The 14,905-nt window shown below is 74.5% G+C and carries 14 protein-coding genes; 8 read left to right on the forward strand and 6 right to left on the reverse strand.

Translation table 11 applies throughout. The annotated features are described in order from the left end of the window. Positions 1 to 91 precede the first annotated feature (91 nt). The 3 genes from AH6_RS38105 to AH6_RS38115 all read left to right on the forward strand — a co-directional run bounded on the left by AH6_RS38105 (position 92) and on the right by AH6_RS38115 (position 3,787). A complete protein-coding gene (locus tag AH6_RS38105) occupies positions 92 to 1,345 on the forward strand; it encodes a sensor histidine kinase (RefSeq protein WP_067490499.1) in 1,254 nt (417 codons plus the stop codon). Then, entirely contained in the window at positions 1,342 to 2,001 is a 660-nt protein-coding gene (locus AH6_RS38110; RefSeq protein WP_067490502.1) for a response regulator transcription factor, read from the forward strand. The genes AH6_RS38105 and AH6_RS38110 overlap by 4 nt, the downstream gene beginning before the upstream one ends. Positions 2,002 to 2,098: 97 nt before the next feature. Beyond that, positions 2,099 to 3,787, forward strand: coding sequence for a class I adenylate-forming enzyme family protein (locus AH6_RS38115; protein WP_067490504.1), 1,689 nt, complete (start codon positions 2,099 to 2,101; stop codon positions 3,785 to 3,787). A gap of 50 nt (positions 3,788 to 3,837) precedes the next feature. Here the strand turns inward: AH6_RS38115 and AH6_RS38120 are convergent, their stop codons facing one another. Continuing rightward, positions 3,838 to 4,929: a S1C family serine protease gene (locus tag AH6_RS38120; RefSeq protein ID WP_245679647.1), complete on the reverse strand. Its 1,092-nt coding sequence runs from the start codon at positions 4,927 to 4,929 to the stop codon at positions 3,838 to 3,840. A gap of 196 nt (positions 4,930 to 5,125) precedes the next feature. On the opposite strand from AH6_RS38120, the gene AH6_RS38125 reads away from it, so the two are divergent. Next, entirely contained in the window at positions 5,126 to 6,220 is a 1,095-nt protein-coding gene (locus AH6_RS38125; protein ID WP_067490509.1) for a baeRF3 domain-containing protein, read from the forward strand. Positions 6,221 to 6,319: 99 nt separating this feature from the next. Here the strand turns inward: AH6_RS38125 and AH6_RS38130 are convergent, their stop codons facing one another. Next, on the reverse strand, positions 6,320 to 8,212 hold the full coding sequence (locus AH6_RS38130; RefSeq protein WP_067490512.1) for a hypothetical protein: 1,893 nt from the start codon (positions 8,210 to 8,212) through the stop codon (positions 6,320 to 6,322). A gap of 102 nt (positions 8,213 to 8,314) precedes the next feature. Here AH6_RS38130 and AH6_RS38135 point away from each other — a divergent pair, with 102 nt between their 5' ends. Genes AH6_RS38135 through AH6_RS38145 form a run of 3 tightly spaced genes read left to right on the forward strand, consistent with a single transcriptional unit; the run spans position 8,315 to position 11,162 of the window. Continuing rightward, positions 8,315 to 8,989, forward strand: a complete 675-nt coding sequence (locus tag AH6_RS38135) for a response regulator (RefSeq protein WP_067490514.1) — start codon at positions 8,315 to 8,317, stop codon at positions 8,987 to 8,989. A 32-nt stretch (positions 8,990 to 9,021) separates the two neighbouring features. Then, positions 9,022 to 10,605 carry an ATP-binding protein gene (locus AH6_RS38140; RefSeq protein ID WP_245679648.1) on the forward strand — a complete coding sequence of 528 codons (1,584 nt, stop codon included), beginning with the start codon at positions 9,022 to 9,024 and terminating at the stop codon, positions 10,603 to 10,605. Beyond that, complete coding sequence (locus AH6_RS38145; RefSeq protein WP_067490517.1) at positions 10,602 to 11,162, forward strand: hypothetical protein; 561 nt, start codon at positions 10,602 to 10,604, stop codon at positions 11,160 to 11,162. The genes AH6_RS38140 and AH6_RS38145 overlap by 4 nt, the downstream gene beginning before the upstream one ends. A gap of 3 nt (positions 11,163 to 11,165) precedes the next feature. On the opposite strand, the gene AH6_RS38150 is transcribed toward AH6_RS38145, so the two are convergent. Next, entirely contained in the window at positions 11,166 to 11,882 is a 717-nt protein-coding gene (locus AH6_RS38150) for a metal-dependent hydrolase (RefSeq protein ID WP_174555159.1), read from the reverse strand. 145 nt (positions 11,883 to 12,027) lie between these two features. Then, positions 12,028 to 12,411 (reverse strand): winged helix-turn-helix transcriptional regulator, encoded by a 384-nt coding sequence (locus AH6_RS38155; RefSeq protein WP_067490520.1) that lies wholly within the window; start codon positions 12,409 to 12,411, stop codon positions 12,028 to 12,030. Between the two features lie 100 nt (positions 12,412 to 12,511). Here AH6_RS38155 and AH6_RS38160 point away from each other — a divergent pair, with 100 nt between their 5' ends. Further along, entirely contained in the window at positions 12,512 to 13,135 is a 624-nt protein-coding gene (locus AH6_RS38160; protein WP_067490522.1) for an NAD(P)-dependent oxidoreductase, read from the forward strand. Positions 13,136 to 13,142: 7 nt separating this feature from the next. On the opposite strand, the gene AH6_RS38165 is transcribed toward AH6_RS38160, so the two are convergent. Both AH6_RS38165 and AH6_RS38170 read right to left on the reverse strand, forming a co-directional pair. After that, entirely contained in the window at positions 13,143 to 13,883 is a 741-nt protein-coding gene (locus tag AH6_RS38165) for a hypothetical protein (RefSeq protein ID WP_067490523.1), read from the reverse strand. Positions 13,884 to 13,902: 19 nt separating this feature from the next. Then, complete coding sequence (locus AH6_RS38170; RefSeq protein WP_157431967.1) at positions 13,903 to 14,892, reverse strand: ABC transporter substrate-binding protein; 990 nt, start codon at positions 14,890 to 14,892, stop codon at positions 13,903 to 13,905. Positions 14,893 to 14,905 lie beyond the last annotated feature (13 nt).

Below are 14,905 nucleotides of genomic sequence, written 5' to 3' on the forward strand. Positions count from 1 at the left end.
GCCAGGCGAGCCCTCCTGGGCCGGGCCTTCGAAACACTGACTAGCCCGCGCGGGGGATGCCCCGGTCCCGGCGCGCTGCCAGGATCGGGGCGTGCTCCTGTTGACGCGCGCCGTGCGCGCCCCGGCGACCTGGCGCCGCTGGGCGCATCTGGTGATCGGCGGCGCCCTGCTCATGCCGTACTGGTTCCTCGGCATGGTGCTGGCCTCGCTGCTGCCGACCCAGCGGCCGGGGCTCGTGGGTCTGGTGATGTTGTTGTTCCCGCTGCCCGCCACGTTCGTCACCGGTCTGGTCCCGGCGGTGCGGTACCTGGAGGCGACCGCCGCCAGGGAGCTGCTGCGCGGGCCGAGCGCCGCGCTGCGCCCGGCGATGACGTCCTCCTGGCAGACCCGCGCGCGGACCGGCCTGTGGTTCGGCGCGCACCTGCACGTCGGCGTGGTGGTCAGCGCGATGAGCCTGGCGGTGCCGCCGTTCGCGGTCGTGCTGGGGCTGCTGCCGGTGATCGACTGGGGGCTGGGCAGCGCCGCCGACCCCGGCCCGCTGTACGCGTGGAAGCACAGCGGCTGGGTGTGGCTGGCCCCGCCCGCCGGGCTGCTGACGCTGCTGGCGCTGCTGGGCCTGATCGTGCTGGCCGGGGCCGGGCTGAGCCGCCTCGGCCCGGTGCTGCTGGGGCCGTCCCCGGCCGAGCGGGTGGCCGAGCTGGAGGCCGCCGCGCGCCGCCTGGCCGAGCGCAACCGGCTGGCCCGCGAGCTGCACGACTCCGTCGGGCACGCGCTGAGCGTGGTGACGCTCCAGGCGGCCGCGGCCGGGCGGGTGCTGGACCGCGACCCCGACTTCGCGCGGCAGGCGCTGGGCGCCATCGAGGAGTCGGCGCGCGCCGCGCTGGAGGACCTGGACCACGTGCTGGGCCTGCTGCGCGAGGACCGCCGCGAGGACGGGGCGCGGACCGCGCCGCAACCCACGCTCGGCGATCTGGAACGGCTGCTGGAGCAGACCCGCATCGCGGGCGTGAAGATCGACGCCGAGATCGGCGCGGAGCTGGAGCACGTCCCGGCGGCGGTGTCGCGCGAGGCGTACCGGATCGTGCAGGAAGGGCTCACCAACGCCCTGCGGCACGCGGGCAAGGTCCCGGTCCGGCTGCGGATCGCGGTGCGCGGAGAGCGGCTGGAGATCGGGATGGACAACCCGCTGGCCGGGCGCGACGCGGCAGGCGGGGATCATGGCGGCGGCCGGGGCCTCGGCGGCGTCCGCGAGCGGGTGACGGTGCTGCGCGGCACGATGGCGGCCGGGCCCGAGGCGGGAGAGTGGCGCGTGCGGGTGGAGCTGCCGCTAAGGTCCGGATCATGACGATCAGGGTGCTGCTGGTGGACGACGAGCGGCTGATCCGCGCGGGCCTCGCGGCCATCATCGACGCCGAGCCCGACCTGGCGGTGGTCGGCGAGGCCGGCGACGGGGCCGAGGTGCCCGGCCAGGTGTCGCGGCTGCGGCCCGACGTGGTGCTGATGGACGTGCGGATGCCCCGGCTGGACGGCATCCAGGCCACCCGGCGCCTGCTGGAGACGATGGCCGAGCCGCCGCGCGTCCTCGTGGTGACCACCTTCGAGAACGACGAGTACGTCTACGACGCGCTCAAGGCCGGGGCCAGCGGCTTCCTGCTCAAGCGCACCCGCCCCGAGGAGATCCTCCAGGCGATCCGGATGGTCGTGCACGGCGACAGCCTGCTGTTCCCGGCGGCGATCCGCGCGCTGGCCGCCGAGCACGGGCCCGCCGCGCGGGCCGCCGGACGCGGGGCGCGCTGGCACGACCGGCTCACCGAGCGCGAGGCCGACGTGTTGCGGCTGATGGCCAAGGGCCGCTCCAACGCCGAGATCGCCGCCGAGCTGTTCGTCAGCCCGCAGACCGTCAAGACCCACGTCGGCAACGTCCTGGCCAAGCTCCAGGCCCGCGACCGCACCCAGGCGGTGATCCTGGCCTACGAGACCGGATTCATCGTCCCCGGGTAAGCGGGCTCTTGCGCCCGAGGATCAGAACGCGATTCTATTTGGGGGCGCGGGTCCGGCCTGGACCCGCGCCACCTGCACTGATCCCGGAAGGACGACGATGGGCGCGACGTCTCCTGCTGTTTCTCTGGACTACCCCGACGTGCCGGTCGGCGCGGTCCTGACCGGCGCGGCCCGCCGCTGGACCGACCGCACCGCCCTGCACTACATGGGCCGCGACATCTCCTACACCGAGCTGGCCCGGGAGTCGGCGCGCTTCGCCCACGGGCTGCGCGCGCGGGGCGTCGGCCAGGGCGACGTGGTGGCCCTGCACCTGCCCAACGTGCCGGAGTTCGCCTTCGCCTACTACGGCACGCTGCTGGCCGGGGCGACCTTCTCGCCCTGCAACCCGCTGCTGCCGCCCGACGACCTGGCCTTCCAGCTCGACGACTGCGCCGCCACGACCGTGGTCACCCTGGACCTGGTCGCCGGATCGGTCGCCGAGGCGGTCGGCCGCACCAAGGTCGCCACGGTGATCGTCGTCGGGGCGCTCGGGCCGGTGGACCTGGCGACGTTGTGCGACGGGGCGTTCGCCGCCAACGGCGTCGCGTTCGAGCAGGTCGGGGAGGGCCAGCCCGACGAGCCGCCCGCCGTCGAGATCGACACGCGGGCGGCGCTGGCGCACATCGCCTACACCGGCGGCACTACCGGCCGCTCCAAGGGCGTCATGCTGACGCACCGCAACGTGGTGGTGAACACCCTCCAGTTCGCCTGCGCCGGTTCCGGCTCGGTCCCCGGCCTGGACGCGCGGGGCGGGCTGGTCCTGGAGGGCGACTACGACCCCGCCGAGTACCCGGTGCCGCTCGGCTCGGCCGTCCTCGTCAACGTCGCCCCCTGGTTCCACGCCATGGGCACCATCGGCTACCTCAGCAGCCTGCTGCTGTCGGGGACCACGATCGTGGTGCACCCGCGCCTGGACGTCCCGGCGTTCCTGGCCGACATGGAGAAGTTCCGCGCCACCGGCCTCGGCGGCGCGCCCGCGCTGTTCTCGGCGCTGCTGGCCGACCCCTCGTTCGGCGAGCGCGACCTGTCGTCGGTGCAGGCGATCCGGTCGGGGGCCGCGCCGCTGTCGCACGAGATGCTGGGCCGGCTCGGCGCGATCTTCCCGGACGCGGTCGTGGTCGAGGCGTACGGCCTGACCGAGGCGTCGATGGGCCTGACCACCAACCCGGCGGCGGTGTCGGGCGTGCGCAGGGTCGGCACGGTGGGGCGGCCGGTCGCCGACACCCAGATCAAGATCGTTCCGGTGGCGGCCGAGACCGTCACCGACGCCACCCCGGGCCTGCCGCCGGGGGAGGAGGGCGAGGTCTGCGCCAAGGGCCCGCAGATCATGGCCGGGTACCTGAACCGGCCCGAGGCCACCGCCGAGGTGCTGGGCGAGGACGGCTGGTTGCGCACCGGCGACATCGGCGTGCTCGACGAGGACGGCTACCTGGCCATCGTCGACCGCAAGAAGGACATGCTGCTCTACAACGGCTACAACGTGTACCCGCGCGAGCTGGAGGAGAAGCTCTTCGCCCACCCCGCCGTCGCCAACGCGGCGGTGATCGGCCGTCCCGACCCGGCGGCCGGGGAGCTGCCGACGGCGTTCGTCGTCCGCTCGGGCGAAGTGACGGCCGAGGAACTGCTGGCGCACGTCAACGCGCAGGTCGTGCCTTACAAGAAGTTGCGCGAGGTGCGGTTCGTGGACGAGATCCCGGTCTCGGCCGCCGGGAAGATCCTCAAGCGGGAGCTGCGCGAGCGCCTCTGACCGTTCAGGCCCGGCGCGGCGGCCCGTGGACCGCCGCGCCGGTCGCCCGGTCAGGAGCTGGGGAGCTGCCCCAGCGTCACGTCGACGGTGCGCTTGGCCCCGTCGGTGCTCTGCACCTCGACCTTGGCCACGTCGCCCGGCTTGAGCTTCACCAGCGCCTCCGACAGCGCCGTCTGGTTGGGCGTCGCGGCGCCGTTGACCGACAGGATCAGCTCGTCGGCCTTGATGCCCGCCTTGTCGGCCGGTCCGCCCCGGGTGACGTCCACCACGCCCACCGCCGTCTGCTGCAGGCTCTGCGGGTCGATGAGGGTGCGCACCGTCACGCCGAGCGCGGCGCGGCCGGAGTTGGAGACCTTCCCGGACTGGATGAGCTGCGGCGCGATCTGCCGCACGGTGTTGCTGGGCGTGGCGAAGCCGATGCCGACCGCCGCGCCGCCCATCTGCGGGTCGGAGGCGGCGGCGGTCGGGATGCCGATGACCTCGCCGTTCAGCGTGACCAGCGCGCCGCCGCTGTTGCCGGGGTTGATGGCGGCGCTGGTCTGGAGCGCGTTGCCGATGGTCGCGCCGGGGAAGGCCCCCTCGCGCTTGGTGGACACCGTGCGGTTCAGCGCCGACACGATGCCGTTGGAGACGCTGCCCGACAGGCCCAGCGGGTTGCCCATGGCCAGCACGATCTGGCCCACCCTGGCCTTGCCGGAGTCGCCGAACCGCGCCGGTTTCAGCGAGCCGCCCGACACCCGCACCACCGCCAGGTCGTCGGCGGGGAACGAGCCGACCAGCTCGGCCTTCAGCGGCTGCCCGCCGCTGGCCGCCGTCACCTCGATCCGGCGGGCCCCCGCCACCACGTGCGCGTTGGTGACGATGTTGCCCTGCCCGTCGTAGACCACCCCCGAGCCCTCGCCCGAGTCGGTCTCGATCTGCACCACCGAGGGCAGCACGTCGGTGACGACCTGCTCGTACTGCGCCTCCAGCTGCCCGGCCGCGCCCTCGACCGGCACCGGCGTCGAGCCCGCCGGCGACGCCGGGGTCGCCGACGACGACGAGGACCCGCCGCCCCCGCAACCCGACAGCAGCAGCGCCCCGGCCAGGACGGCCGCGCCCGCCGCCGTCCGCCGCCCGTTCGCGTGCACCAGAGAATCCACCAGAGCCCACCTCCGGTGGTTCTCATCCCCACTCGGGCGCACTCCAGCCGTCGCGGCGCGCGGGCACTGCGTGATCTTGACGTTGGTCGGGGCGGCGCTTTAACCGGCGCGATCCTCATTCGCCGCTTACACGGCGTTTACCTGCGGTTCGTTACAAAGGGGACTACAGAGGAGCAGGACTTCCGATCGGGGGATCATGGACGCCGTCACTCTGTCCGAACTGCGCAAGCCGCGGACCTTCCCGGCCGTCTCGGTGCTGATGCCGACGCACCGGCGCGAGCCGGGCAACCGGCAGGACCCCATCCGGCTGCGCAACCTGCTGGCCGAGGTGCGCCGCCGCCTCCACGAGGACGGCCGGGTCGCCCCGGCCACCGCCGAGGAGGTGCTGCGCGGCCTGGAGCACGCCGTGCGGGACGTCGACCTGCGGCACGCCGAGGACGGCCTGGTGCTGTTCGCCGCGCCCGACGGCGAGCACCACGCCTTCACCGTCGACCAGCCGGTGGACGAGCGGGTCGTGGTCGACACGACCTTCGCCACCCGCGACCTGGTCGCCGCCTACACCCGCCGCTCCAGCTACTGGCTGGTGTCGTTGTCGGACCAGTGCGCGCGGTTGTGGGACGGCCGGGGCGAGGAGCTGATCGAGGTCACCGGCGGCGGCTTCCCGCTGAAACCCGACCTCCGCGAGGACGAGTCGGTGGGCCGGGCCTCGCCGCGCGGCGCCCGGCACGGCGACGACCAGCACCGGCTGCTCATCAAGAACGTCGTGACGGCGCTGGAACGGAGGCTGGCGCACGACCGGCGGCCGGTGATCGTCGCCGGGGTGACCCGGCACCAGGCGTTCTTCGACGACGCCGCCGGGCCGCACGTCACGATCGCGGGCCGGATCGACGGCGCCTACGAGGGCGCCCCCGCCACGACGCTGGCCGAGCTGGCCCGCCCGGTGCTGCACGCCTACGAGGACCTGCGGGAGGTGGCGGTGCTGACCGAGCTGGAGGCCGCGCGCAGCCTCCAGCGCTACGCGGGCGGCCTCGGCGAGGTCATGCGGCTGGTGGAGGAGGGCCGCGGCGAGCACCTGGTGGTCGAGCGCGGCTACTACGCCCCGGCCGTGAAGACCGACGACGAGCTGGTGCCGGTGGAGGGCCCGCACGGCGCGCTGCGGGGCGCCGACGTCGTGGACGACGTGGTGGACAACGTCATCGAGACCACGCTGGAGTACGGCGGCGAGGTGACCTTCGTCTCGGACGGGTTCCTCGTCGATCACGACCGGATCGCCCTGGTCGTGCGCTTCTAGGAGGGGTGGGCCCCGGCCGGGCGACCGGCCGGGGCCCCGAAGTGCCGCCGGGCCGCGCCGCCAGCCGCCCGCGTCAGCCGCCCGTGTTGACCGCCCGCGTCAGTCATCCGCGCAACGCGGGTTCCGCCAGACCGTCCACGATGCGCCGAAGGACTCGCGCGGATGGGCGCGCCAGCCCGCCGGGTGGCCGGGCCAGGACGCCTCGGGCGCGGTCCCCGGCGGCGGCGCGAGGGCGACCGAGCACGTCCCCTCGGGCAGCGGGGCGCGCCGCACGTCGAGCACCGTCACGCGCGTCCACCAGACCGGCTGCACCAGCTTGACGTGCACGAACCAGGGCAGCGAGGGGTCGGACACCACACCGCCGGACGCCGCTCCCGGCAGCGGCGAGACCGGGGCCGCCCGCGCGGGGGACGGCCCCATGGCGAACGTCGTCGCGGCCAGGCTGACCCCCGCCAGCCCGATCGTCAACGCGGGCCACCCGAACCGCCGCGCCACCAGGAACGCCGCCAGCAGCCCGCACGCCGCCAGCGACGCGCCGACCAGGTGGAGTTCCGTCCGGGAGCCGGTCAGGAAGCCGGTCTCGGGGAAGTCGAACGCGATGTACTTGTGCGTGCGCAGCCGCCCGCCCGCGTACGCCACCACCGCCGTCCCGGCCAGCGCGATCACCGCGCCCGCCGCGAGCGAGGCCCGCACGGCGGTGCGCAGGCCCGCGCGCACCAGCACCGCGAGCCCGACCAGGGTGTGGACCAGCGCCAGGCACGACAGGTACCGGCCGTAGGCGAAGTTGCCGACCCGGTGCTCGTCCGCCAGCGCCGCCGCCGACGCGTAGGCGATGCCGAAAGTCAGCGCCAGCAGCGCCGCCGCCATGAGACGGGTGGAGGCGGGCGTGCGACGGCGCGCCAGGACGGCGACGGCCGCCACGAGCCCGACACCGCCGAGCCCCCAGGTGGACACCGCCAGGTACCAGATCTGCCCGGCCGCGCCCGACAGGGCCCGCGCCTGCCCTTCGAGGCTGGTGACGCGGTCGACGATGTTCGCGCCCAGATCACGGGTACCGCCCGGATACAGCTCCGCGCGCAACATCCCGTTCAGCGCAGCCCCGGCGGCATACCCCGCGACCGCGACGGCGATCCCGACGCACGCCCGCCACCACACCCCACACGACGCGCCCCGCCACTGCTCCAGCGTGGGCAGCCACCATGTCCTACGCCCCGAGCCCCGCTGCCGCTCCAGCATGGCCCGCCGCCGCGTCCCACGCGACGCGCCCTGCCGCCGTTCTATCCCGGGACGCCGCCACAGCCCGCGCAAGGCAGGTCGCCGGAGCCACGGGACGTCTCGGAGCGCGAGCAGCACCAGCGCGGCCACGTGCACGGCCAGCAGGATCGTGCCGCGCGTGTGGATCGTGGAGGCGTAGGCGGCGACCAGGCTCGCCGCCACCGCGTCCCCGGCCCGGCCCCCGCGCGCGAACCGGTCGAGCAGCAGCAGCCAGCCCAGCACCACCACCGGCAGCACCGCGTCCGCCAGCGCGAACGCGTCGAAGAACGTCACCGCCGGGAGCAGCGCCGCCGCCCACGCCAGCGGCAGCGCCGCCGGGACGCCGAGCCCCAGCCGCCGCGCCGCCAGGTACCCCAGCGGGAACACCGCCGAGGCCACCAGCGCGTTCAGGACCATCACCAGCGTGTAGAGCGTCGCCGGATCGTGCGTCACCCACCGCAGGGGCGTCAGCAGCAGCGGGTATCCGACCTGGTAGAAGGTGTTGCCGGACAGGTCGGCCCCCGGGCCGCCGGCGAGCCAGCGCGCCGCCGCCAGGTAGCCGGTCTCGTCGGGGTCGGCCACCGGCCCGGTCCGCGCCCGCGCGAACCACAGCCGCACGCACACCTGGCCGAGCCAGCCCAGCGCCAGCAGCAGCGCGGCGCGGCGGGCGAGCGCCCGGCCGGGCTCGGCGGCGCGGGCGGCGGCGACCGGAGGGGCTGGGGGAATCAGCAGGGTCATGGCACCCCACCGTCCCGGCGCACTGTCCCGATCTTGTCCGCGCGATGTCCGGGTTTCGTGACAAAAGATCGGTTCGCTGGTGGGCGGCCCGATAATGGGCGGGTGGCGAGCATTCTCTTCGTCGAGGACGACCCCTCGGCCCGCACCGCGCTGGAGCTGGCGCTGACCCGGCAGGGGCACCGGGTGACCGCCCGCGCCACCGGCGAGGACGGCCTGGACGCGCTGCGCGCCCGCCGCCCGGAGATCGCGGTGCTGGACGTCATGTTGCCCGGCATCGACGGCATCGAGGTCTGCCGCCGCATCCGGCGCGCCGACACCCTGCCGGTCATCCTGCTCACCGCGCGCGGCGACGACCTGGACGTGGTGCTGGGCCTGGAGGCGGGCGCCGACGACTACGTGGTCAAGCCGGTCGAGCCCCGGGTGCTGGACGCCCGCATCCGCGCGGTGCTGCGCCGCGCCGAGCACACCCACCCCGACCGGTCCGCCTACGGCGACCTGGTGGTCGACCGCACCTCGCTGAAGGTCACCCGGGCCGGGCGCGACATCCGCCTCACCCCGACCGAGCTGCGGCTGCTGCTGGAGCTGACCCGCCGCCCCGGGCACGCCATGACCCGCCAGCAGCTCCTGGCGGCGGTGTGGGAGCTGGACCGGCCCGGTGACTCGCGGCTGGTGGACGCGTGCGTGCAGCGGGTCCGCGCCAAGATCGAGGACGATCCGGCCGAGCCGCGCCGCATCGAGACCGTCCGGGGTTTCGGCTACCGCTTCGTCGCGCCGTGACCGGCCGCCCGCGCCAGCCTCGCCTGCCCCACTTGCGCCGCCCGCTTCGCCCGATCCGCCCGTTCCGGCCGCCGTTCCGACGGCGCGCGGCGGCGGAGCGGCGCTGGTGGCTCACCGGCCTGCGCGTCCGGCTGACGGCCGCGTTCCTGGCCGTGGCGCTGCTGGCGTCGGTGCTGGCCTCCGGCATCTCCTACGTGCTGGTGCGGCGCAGCATGCTGGCCGCCGCGCAGGACACCGCGCTCACCGAGGTCCGCGAGATCATCGCCCGCACCGTCCCGGACCGGATCCCGCCCGACACCACCGACGTCCTGGCTGCGGACCTGATGCGGCGGCTGTACGCCTCCGACGACCGGCGGCTCGCCTATGCCGGGCCGATGGCATGGCAGGGCCCCATCGTGCTGCCGTCCTTCCCGCGCGGGGGCGAGGATCCGGCAGCGCCGCGGGAGGAGCGGGAGCCGGTGGCGGACGCGGTCCTGCACGTGCCGGTCACGCAGGAGTTCGCACAGCGCGCGGCACACGGCATGGTCTTCCAGCGGGTCGTGCGCGACGGCCGTCCCTACCTGCTCATCGGCGCGCAGGCGGGCGAGCAGATGGGCGAGCAGGCCGAGGGCGCGGAGGCGCAGCGCACCACCCCGCCCATCGTGTTCGTGTCGGTGGACCTGGGACGCGAGGCCCGCCAGCTCCGCTCGTTCACCCGCTCGCTGCTGATCGCCGACGCCGCCGCGCTGGCCTTCGCCCTGCTGCTGGCGCTGCTGGCGGCGCGCGGCGTGCTGCGCCCGGTGCGCCGCCTGGGCCGGGCCGCCCGCGCCCTGGGCGACGGCGACCTGGCCACGCGAGTTCCGGCGCGCGGCCGCGACGAGCTGGCCGACCTCGCCCGCACCTTCAACGCCACCGCGCAGGCGCTGGAGCGCACGGTGACCGAGCTGCGCGCGATGGACGCCGCCTCCCGCCGCTTCGTGGCCGACGTGTCGCACGAGCTGCGCACCCCGCTCACCGCCATGCTCGCCGTCACCGATGTGCTGACCGAGGACGGCGGGCGGGACGGCGCGGGCGGGACCGCCGCCCGGCTGGTCGCCGCCGAGACCCGGCGGCTGGGCGCGCTGGTCGACCACCTCATCGAGATCAGCCGGTTCGACGCGGGCGCGGCGGTGCTGCAACTGGACGACGTGCTGCTCGGCGAGGCGGTCGCCGGGACGCTGGCGGCGCGCGGCCAGACCGGTCGGGTCACCGTGACCGGCCCGGACGAGCTGGTGGTGCGGCTGGACCCGCGCCGCTTCGACGTGATCGTCGCCAACCTGGTCGGCAACGCCCTCAAGCACGGCGCGCCGCCGGTCCGGCTGGACTACGGCCCCGCCGCCCGCGACGCCCGCTCCGGCGTCGTGCTGACCGTCACCGACGGCGGGCCCGGCATCCCCGCCGACGTGCTGCCGGTGGTGTTCGACCGGTTCGTCAAGGCCGAGGCCGCCCGGACGCGCAGCGAGGGCAGCGGCCTCGGCCTGGCGATCGCCCGCGAGAACGCCGTGCTGCACGGCGGGACGCTGGAGGCCGCCAACGCCTCCGACGGCGGCGCGGTCTTCACGTTGTGGCTGCCCACCGCGGAACAGGAGGACGCGTGAGGAACACGACGGCGGCGGCGGTCGCCGCCCTGGTGCTGCTGGCCGCCACGGCCTGCGGCATCCGGCCGACCGGGGTCATCAGCGCGGGCAGCAAGCCGATCGCGGGCAACCGGCCCGGACCCATCACCCTCTACCTGCTGAAGGACGGCCGGCTGACGCCGGTGCAGCGGCCCGGCCTGCCCGACCACGGCACGCTCGCCATCCCGCAGCTCGGCGTCCCGCTGACCGTCGAGGAGCGCCGCAGGGGCCTGACCACGCGGGTGCCCCGCGTCCGGCTCACCCCGGACCCCGTCACCATCGTCGCGGAGGGGGAGCTGGAGCCGAGCACCCTGCTGGAGGTGACCGCCGGGGAGAAGCGCCGGTGGTCGAGGGCGGCGCTGGCGCAGCTCGCCTGCACCGCCGAGCAGATCCAGGGAGTGCGCCGGACCACGTTGCGGATCGAGCCCGGCGAGGACAGCGGCGTCATCAGGTCCTACCTCTCCACGACGCGGCAGGAGCCGCCCCCGGACGCGACGCACCTGCTCCTCACCTGCGCGGCGTTCGCCGACCTGAAGTGACCGTCAGCTCCGGGTGAGCCAGCTCGCGGTGATGTCGCCGAGCACCGAGCGCAGCGTCAGCACCACCACGCCGAGCAGCAGCAGCGGCATCACCACCCAGCGCTCGACCCGGCCGTCGGTGCGCGGGATCAGCGGGATCTCCAGCCGCCACGGCACCGGCCACAGCAGCGGGCAGCCGCGCGGCGTCAGGCTGTCGCCGATGATGTGCGCGATGCAGCCGAGGAACACCGCGAAGCCCGCGAAGCTCATGTCCAGGTCGTGCATGAGGTAGACGGCGAACGCCGCCAGCGCGCAGTCGGCCAGCGCCGACTGCGGCTCCTTGCCCTCGAAGTCCAGGCCGATGCCGCGCAGCCCGAACCCGACGATGACGAACAGCGCCGCCCACCAGCCGTACACGAAGTCGGTGGCCAGCCAGTTCATCGCGAAGCCCATCGCGACCGCGAACAGGATCGAGTGGGTCGCCATCCGGTGCCCGCCCGACAACTTGCCCACGTACTTGCAGAACGTCTGGGTGATCGGGCCGAAGGTGTTGGCGATGCGGCCGTTGTGGTGGTCCACGTCGGGCAGCAGCGCCGCGCCCGCGCACACCACCGCGCCCGCCAGCAGCTGCTTGGGGGACAGGTCCACCGCGTGGTCGCCGATCAGGCGCTCCTGGCTGAGGAACGGCACGGCGCCCAGCCACAACAGCGCGCCGCTCAGGGCGTGCGTCTTGCCCATCATGCCGCCGACCCCCGCCTTTCACCCGTGTCCCGCCACGCCGGACTCTAGCCCGCTAATGATCCTTTTCAGGGGCGACGCGCCGAAGTGGCCACTACGTCCGGTTGGATGGTGAAACGGGCACGGCGGTTCCGGGTGAACGCGGATCTCAGGCGTCGCCGCCGGACGCCGCGTCGTGCCGGTCGCGGGCCGCCATGACGGCGTGCACGTGCTGCTCGGCCCAGTCCGAGACCGCCCGGATCGGCACCTGGAGCGAGCGGCCGAGGCCGGTCAGCTCGTACTCCACGCGCGGCGGCACCTCGGCGAACACCTCGCGGGTCAGCAGCCCGTCGCGCTCCATCGTGCGCAACGTCTGGGTGAGCACCTTGGGTGTGACGCCGCCGACGGTGTCGCGCAGCTCGGAGAAGCGCCGCCGCCCGTCCAGCAGGACCAGCACGACCAGCACCGTCCACTTGTCGCCGATGCGGTCCAGGACCAGCCGGGTCGGGCAGCCGGGGTCGAAGGCGTCGCCCGCGAACAGGTGCTCTTTCATGGTTTCCCCAAGGTACTCATGGCACGTTGAAGATACCAGTATCCGATGGATACCTTTGCGCTGAGCAGGGAAGTCATCGCTGTTGACGGAGGTAGGGACCATGCGGATTCTGCTGATCGGCGCGACCGGGATGATCGGGAGCCGGATCGCGGCCGAGGCCCGCGCGCGGGGCCACGAGGTCACCGGCGCCACGCGCCGCGGCGCGGACGGCACCGAGCGGCTGGACGCCGCGGACGCCGAGGGCGTCGCCGCGCTCGCCCGGGGCCACGACGCGGTCGTGCTGGCGATCGCGCCGCCGCGCGACGGGTCGGGGGCCGTCGAACCGCTGCTGGCGGCGGGCCACGCGGTGCTGGAGGGCATGCGCAAGGCGGGCGTGCGCCGCCTGGTCGTGGTCGGCGGCGCGGGCAGCCTGGAGGTCGCGCCCGGCGTCACGCTGGTGAGCACGCCGGAGTTCCCCGAGCTCTACAAGCCGGAGTCGCTGGCGCAGGAGGCGCTGCTGAAGGAGATCCGCGCCGAGGCGGGCGATCTGGACTGGACCTACATCTCACCGGCCGCCGAGATCGGGCCGGGGGAGCGCACGGGGACGTTCCGGCTCGGCGGCGACGCGCTGCTGACCGACGCCGAGGGCAACAGCTCCATCAGCGCCGAGGACTACGCCGTCGCGCTGGTGGACGAGCTGGAGCAGGGCCGGGCCGTGGGGCGGCGCATCACCGTCGCCTACTGATCGCTGCCTACTGGTCGCGGTTCAGGCAGCAGGTCGAGCAGGCGGTGTTGCCGCTCAGCTTGACCCACTGGCAGCAGGTCCGCCGCCGCACCGACGGCGGGTCGGCCGTCAGCTCGACCAGCCCGGCGACCGGCGCACCGAGCCCGTCCAGCAGGGCGCGGACCGCGTCGGCCGCGCCGGGGACCGCGTGGGCGACGGGCGAGGCCAGCGCCTCGGCGGCCGTGCCCCACAGGCCCCGCTCGCCCGCCCGCGTCGCGGTGCGCAGCGCGCGGACGAACGGGACGTAGTGGCCGCGCAGCAGGACGTCCCGGACGAGGGCGAGCAGGGCCGCCTCGTCCGGGACGACGACGGTCCCGGGACCGCCCGCGCACGGGTCGGCGGCCGTGACCGCGACGCTCACCTCGCGCAGCCCCACGACCAGGTAGGGCGCCTCGTCCAGCACCCGCACCAGGGTCGCGTCCGCCGGGAACAGCGGGACCCGGCGGTTGAGGGCCCAGCCCAGCGCCACCGGCAGCGCCGTCCAGTACGCGTAGCCCTTCCAGGCCAGCGCGGCGGCGATGTGCGGCGGCGCGTCCCAGCGCGTCGCCGCCTTCGCGGTGAGCGCGCCCGGCAGCCGCGGATCGGTGGCGGCGAGCAGGCCGGGCGCGGCACCGGCGCGCAGGGCGGGCTCGACGCCGAGCGGATCGTCCCGCCGCGCGGCGATGTCCCGGAGCAGGGCCACCAGGGGGCCCGCCGCCTTGACCGTCATCGTGCCGTGGGCCGTGCCGTCAGGACTTGCGGGCGGGGTCGACGCCGAACTGCTTGGCCAGGTCGTCCAGGACGGCGTGCGCGCCCTGGAGGCCGACGGCCGTCATCCAGGTGACGTCGGGGACGTCGGTCTTGGTGCCCTTGAGCTTGCCCCACAGCGGGTTCTTCTTGAACTTGTCCTGCGTCTGCGCGGACTTGCCCGCCTCGTCGGGGTAGGAGGCGATGAAGAGCTGCTCGGCGTCGAGGTCCTTGATGCGCTCCTCGCTCAGGTCGACCGAGATGTCCTTGCTGGTGGGCTGGCCCTCGGGGCGGGGGAAGCCCACGTCCTTGAGCACGATCCCGGAGTAGGAGTCCTCGGTGTACAGGCGCACCGTCGGCTCGTCGGTGAAGCGCACGACCGAGATGGTCGGCAGCTTGCCGCCGTTCTTCTTCTTGATCGCCTCGCCGATCGCCTTGGCGCGGGTCTCGTACTCGCCGATGCGCTGCTCGGCGAGCTGGTCCTTGCCCAGGGCCTTGCCGACCAGGCGGACGTTGTCCTTCCAGACGCCGCCGGTCGTGGTGCTGAACACCGTCGGCGCGATGCCGGTCAGCTTGCCGTACAGCGCCTCGTGCCGGACCTTGGCCGACAGGATCAGGTCGGGCCGCAGCGCGCTGACCTTCTCCAGGCTCGGCTCGGTGAGGGTGCCGACGGACTCGGCCTCCGCGCCGTGCTTGCGGCCCGCCTCGCCCAGGTAGTCGGGCAGCTTCTCCTCGATGGACCGGTAGGTGGTGTAGCCGTAGACGTCGGTGTCCAGGCTGACGGCGGCGTCCACGAACGACTGGTCGAGCGCGACGACCCGCTTCACCTCGCGCCTGATCTCCGTGGTGCCCATGGCGTGCTGCACCGTGCGCAGGACCTTGCCGTCGGCGGCCGCCTTGTCGTCGGAGGAACCGCAGCCCGTCAGGCCCAGCACGGTGACGGCCGCGACCGCGACGCCGGCGGCCGCGCGCCGGATCGGCGACATCCTCATTTAGTATTCCTTC

The organism is Actinomadura hibisca NBRC 15177, from assembly GCF_001552635.1.
GTDB classification, from domain to species: domain Bacteria; phylum Actinomycetota; class Actinomycetes; order Streptosporangiales; family Streptosporangiaceae; genus Spirillospora; species Spirillospora hibisca.

Excerpts from the sequence above, each read along its gene's own strand:
- AH6_RS38110 (WP_067490502.1), top strand. The coding sequence starts at position 1,342 with ATGACGATCAGGGTGCTGCTGGTGGACGACGAGCGGCTGATCCGCGCG.
- AH6_RS38115 (WP_067490504.1), top strand. The coding sequence starts at position 2,099 with ATGGGCGCGACGTCTCCTGCTGTTTCTCTGGACTACCCCGACGTGCCG.
- AH6_RS38125 (WP_067490509.1), top strand. The coding sequence starts at position 5,126 with ATGGACGCCGTCACTCTGTCCGAACTGCGCAAGCCGCGGACCTTCCCG.
- AH6_RS38130 (WP_067490512.1), bottom strand. The coding sequence starts at position 8,212 with ATGACCCTGCTGATTCCCCCAGCCCCTCCGGTCGCCGCCGCCCGCGCC.
- AH6_RS38150 (WP_174555159.1), bottom strand. The coding sequence starts at position 11,882 with ATGATGGGCAAGACGCACGCCCTGAGCGGCGCGCTGTTGTGGCTGGGC.
- AH6_RS38155 (WP_067490520.1), bottom strand. The coding sequence starts at position 12,411 with ATGAAAGAGCACCTGTTCGCGGGCGACGCCTTCGACCCCGGCTGCCCG.
- AH6_RS38160 (WP_067490522.1), top strand. The coding sequence starts at position 12,512 with ATGCGGATTCTGCTGATCGGCGCGACCGGGATGATCGGGAGCCGGATC.
- AH6_RS38165 (WP_067490523.1), bottom strand. The coding sequence starts at position 13,883 with ATGACGGTCAAGGCGGCGGGCCCCCTGGTGGCCCTGCTCCGGGACATC.
- AH6_RS38170 (WP_157431967.1), bottom strand. The coding sequence starts at position 14,892 with ATGAGGATGTCGCCGATCCGGCGCGCGGCCGCCGGCGTCGCGGTCGCG.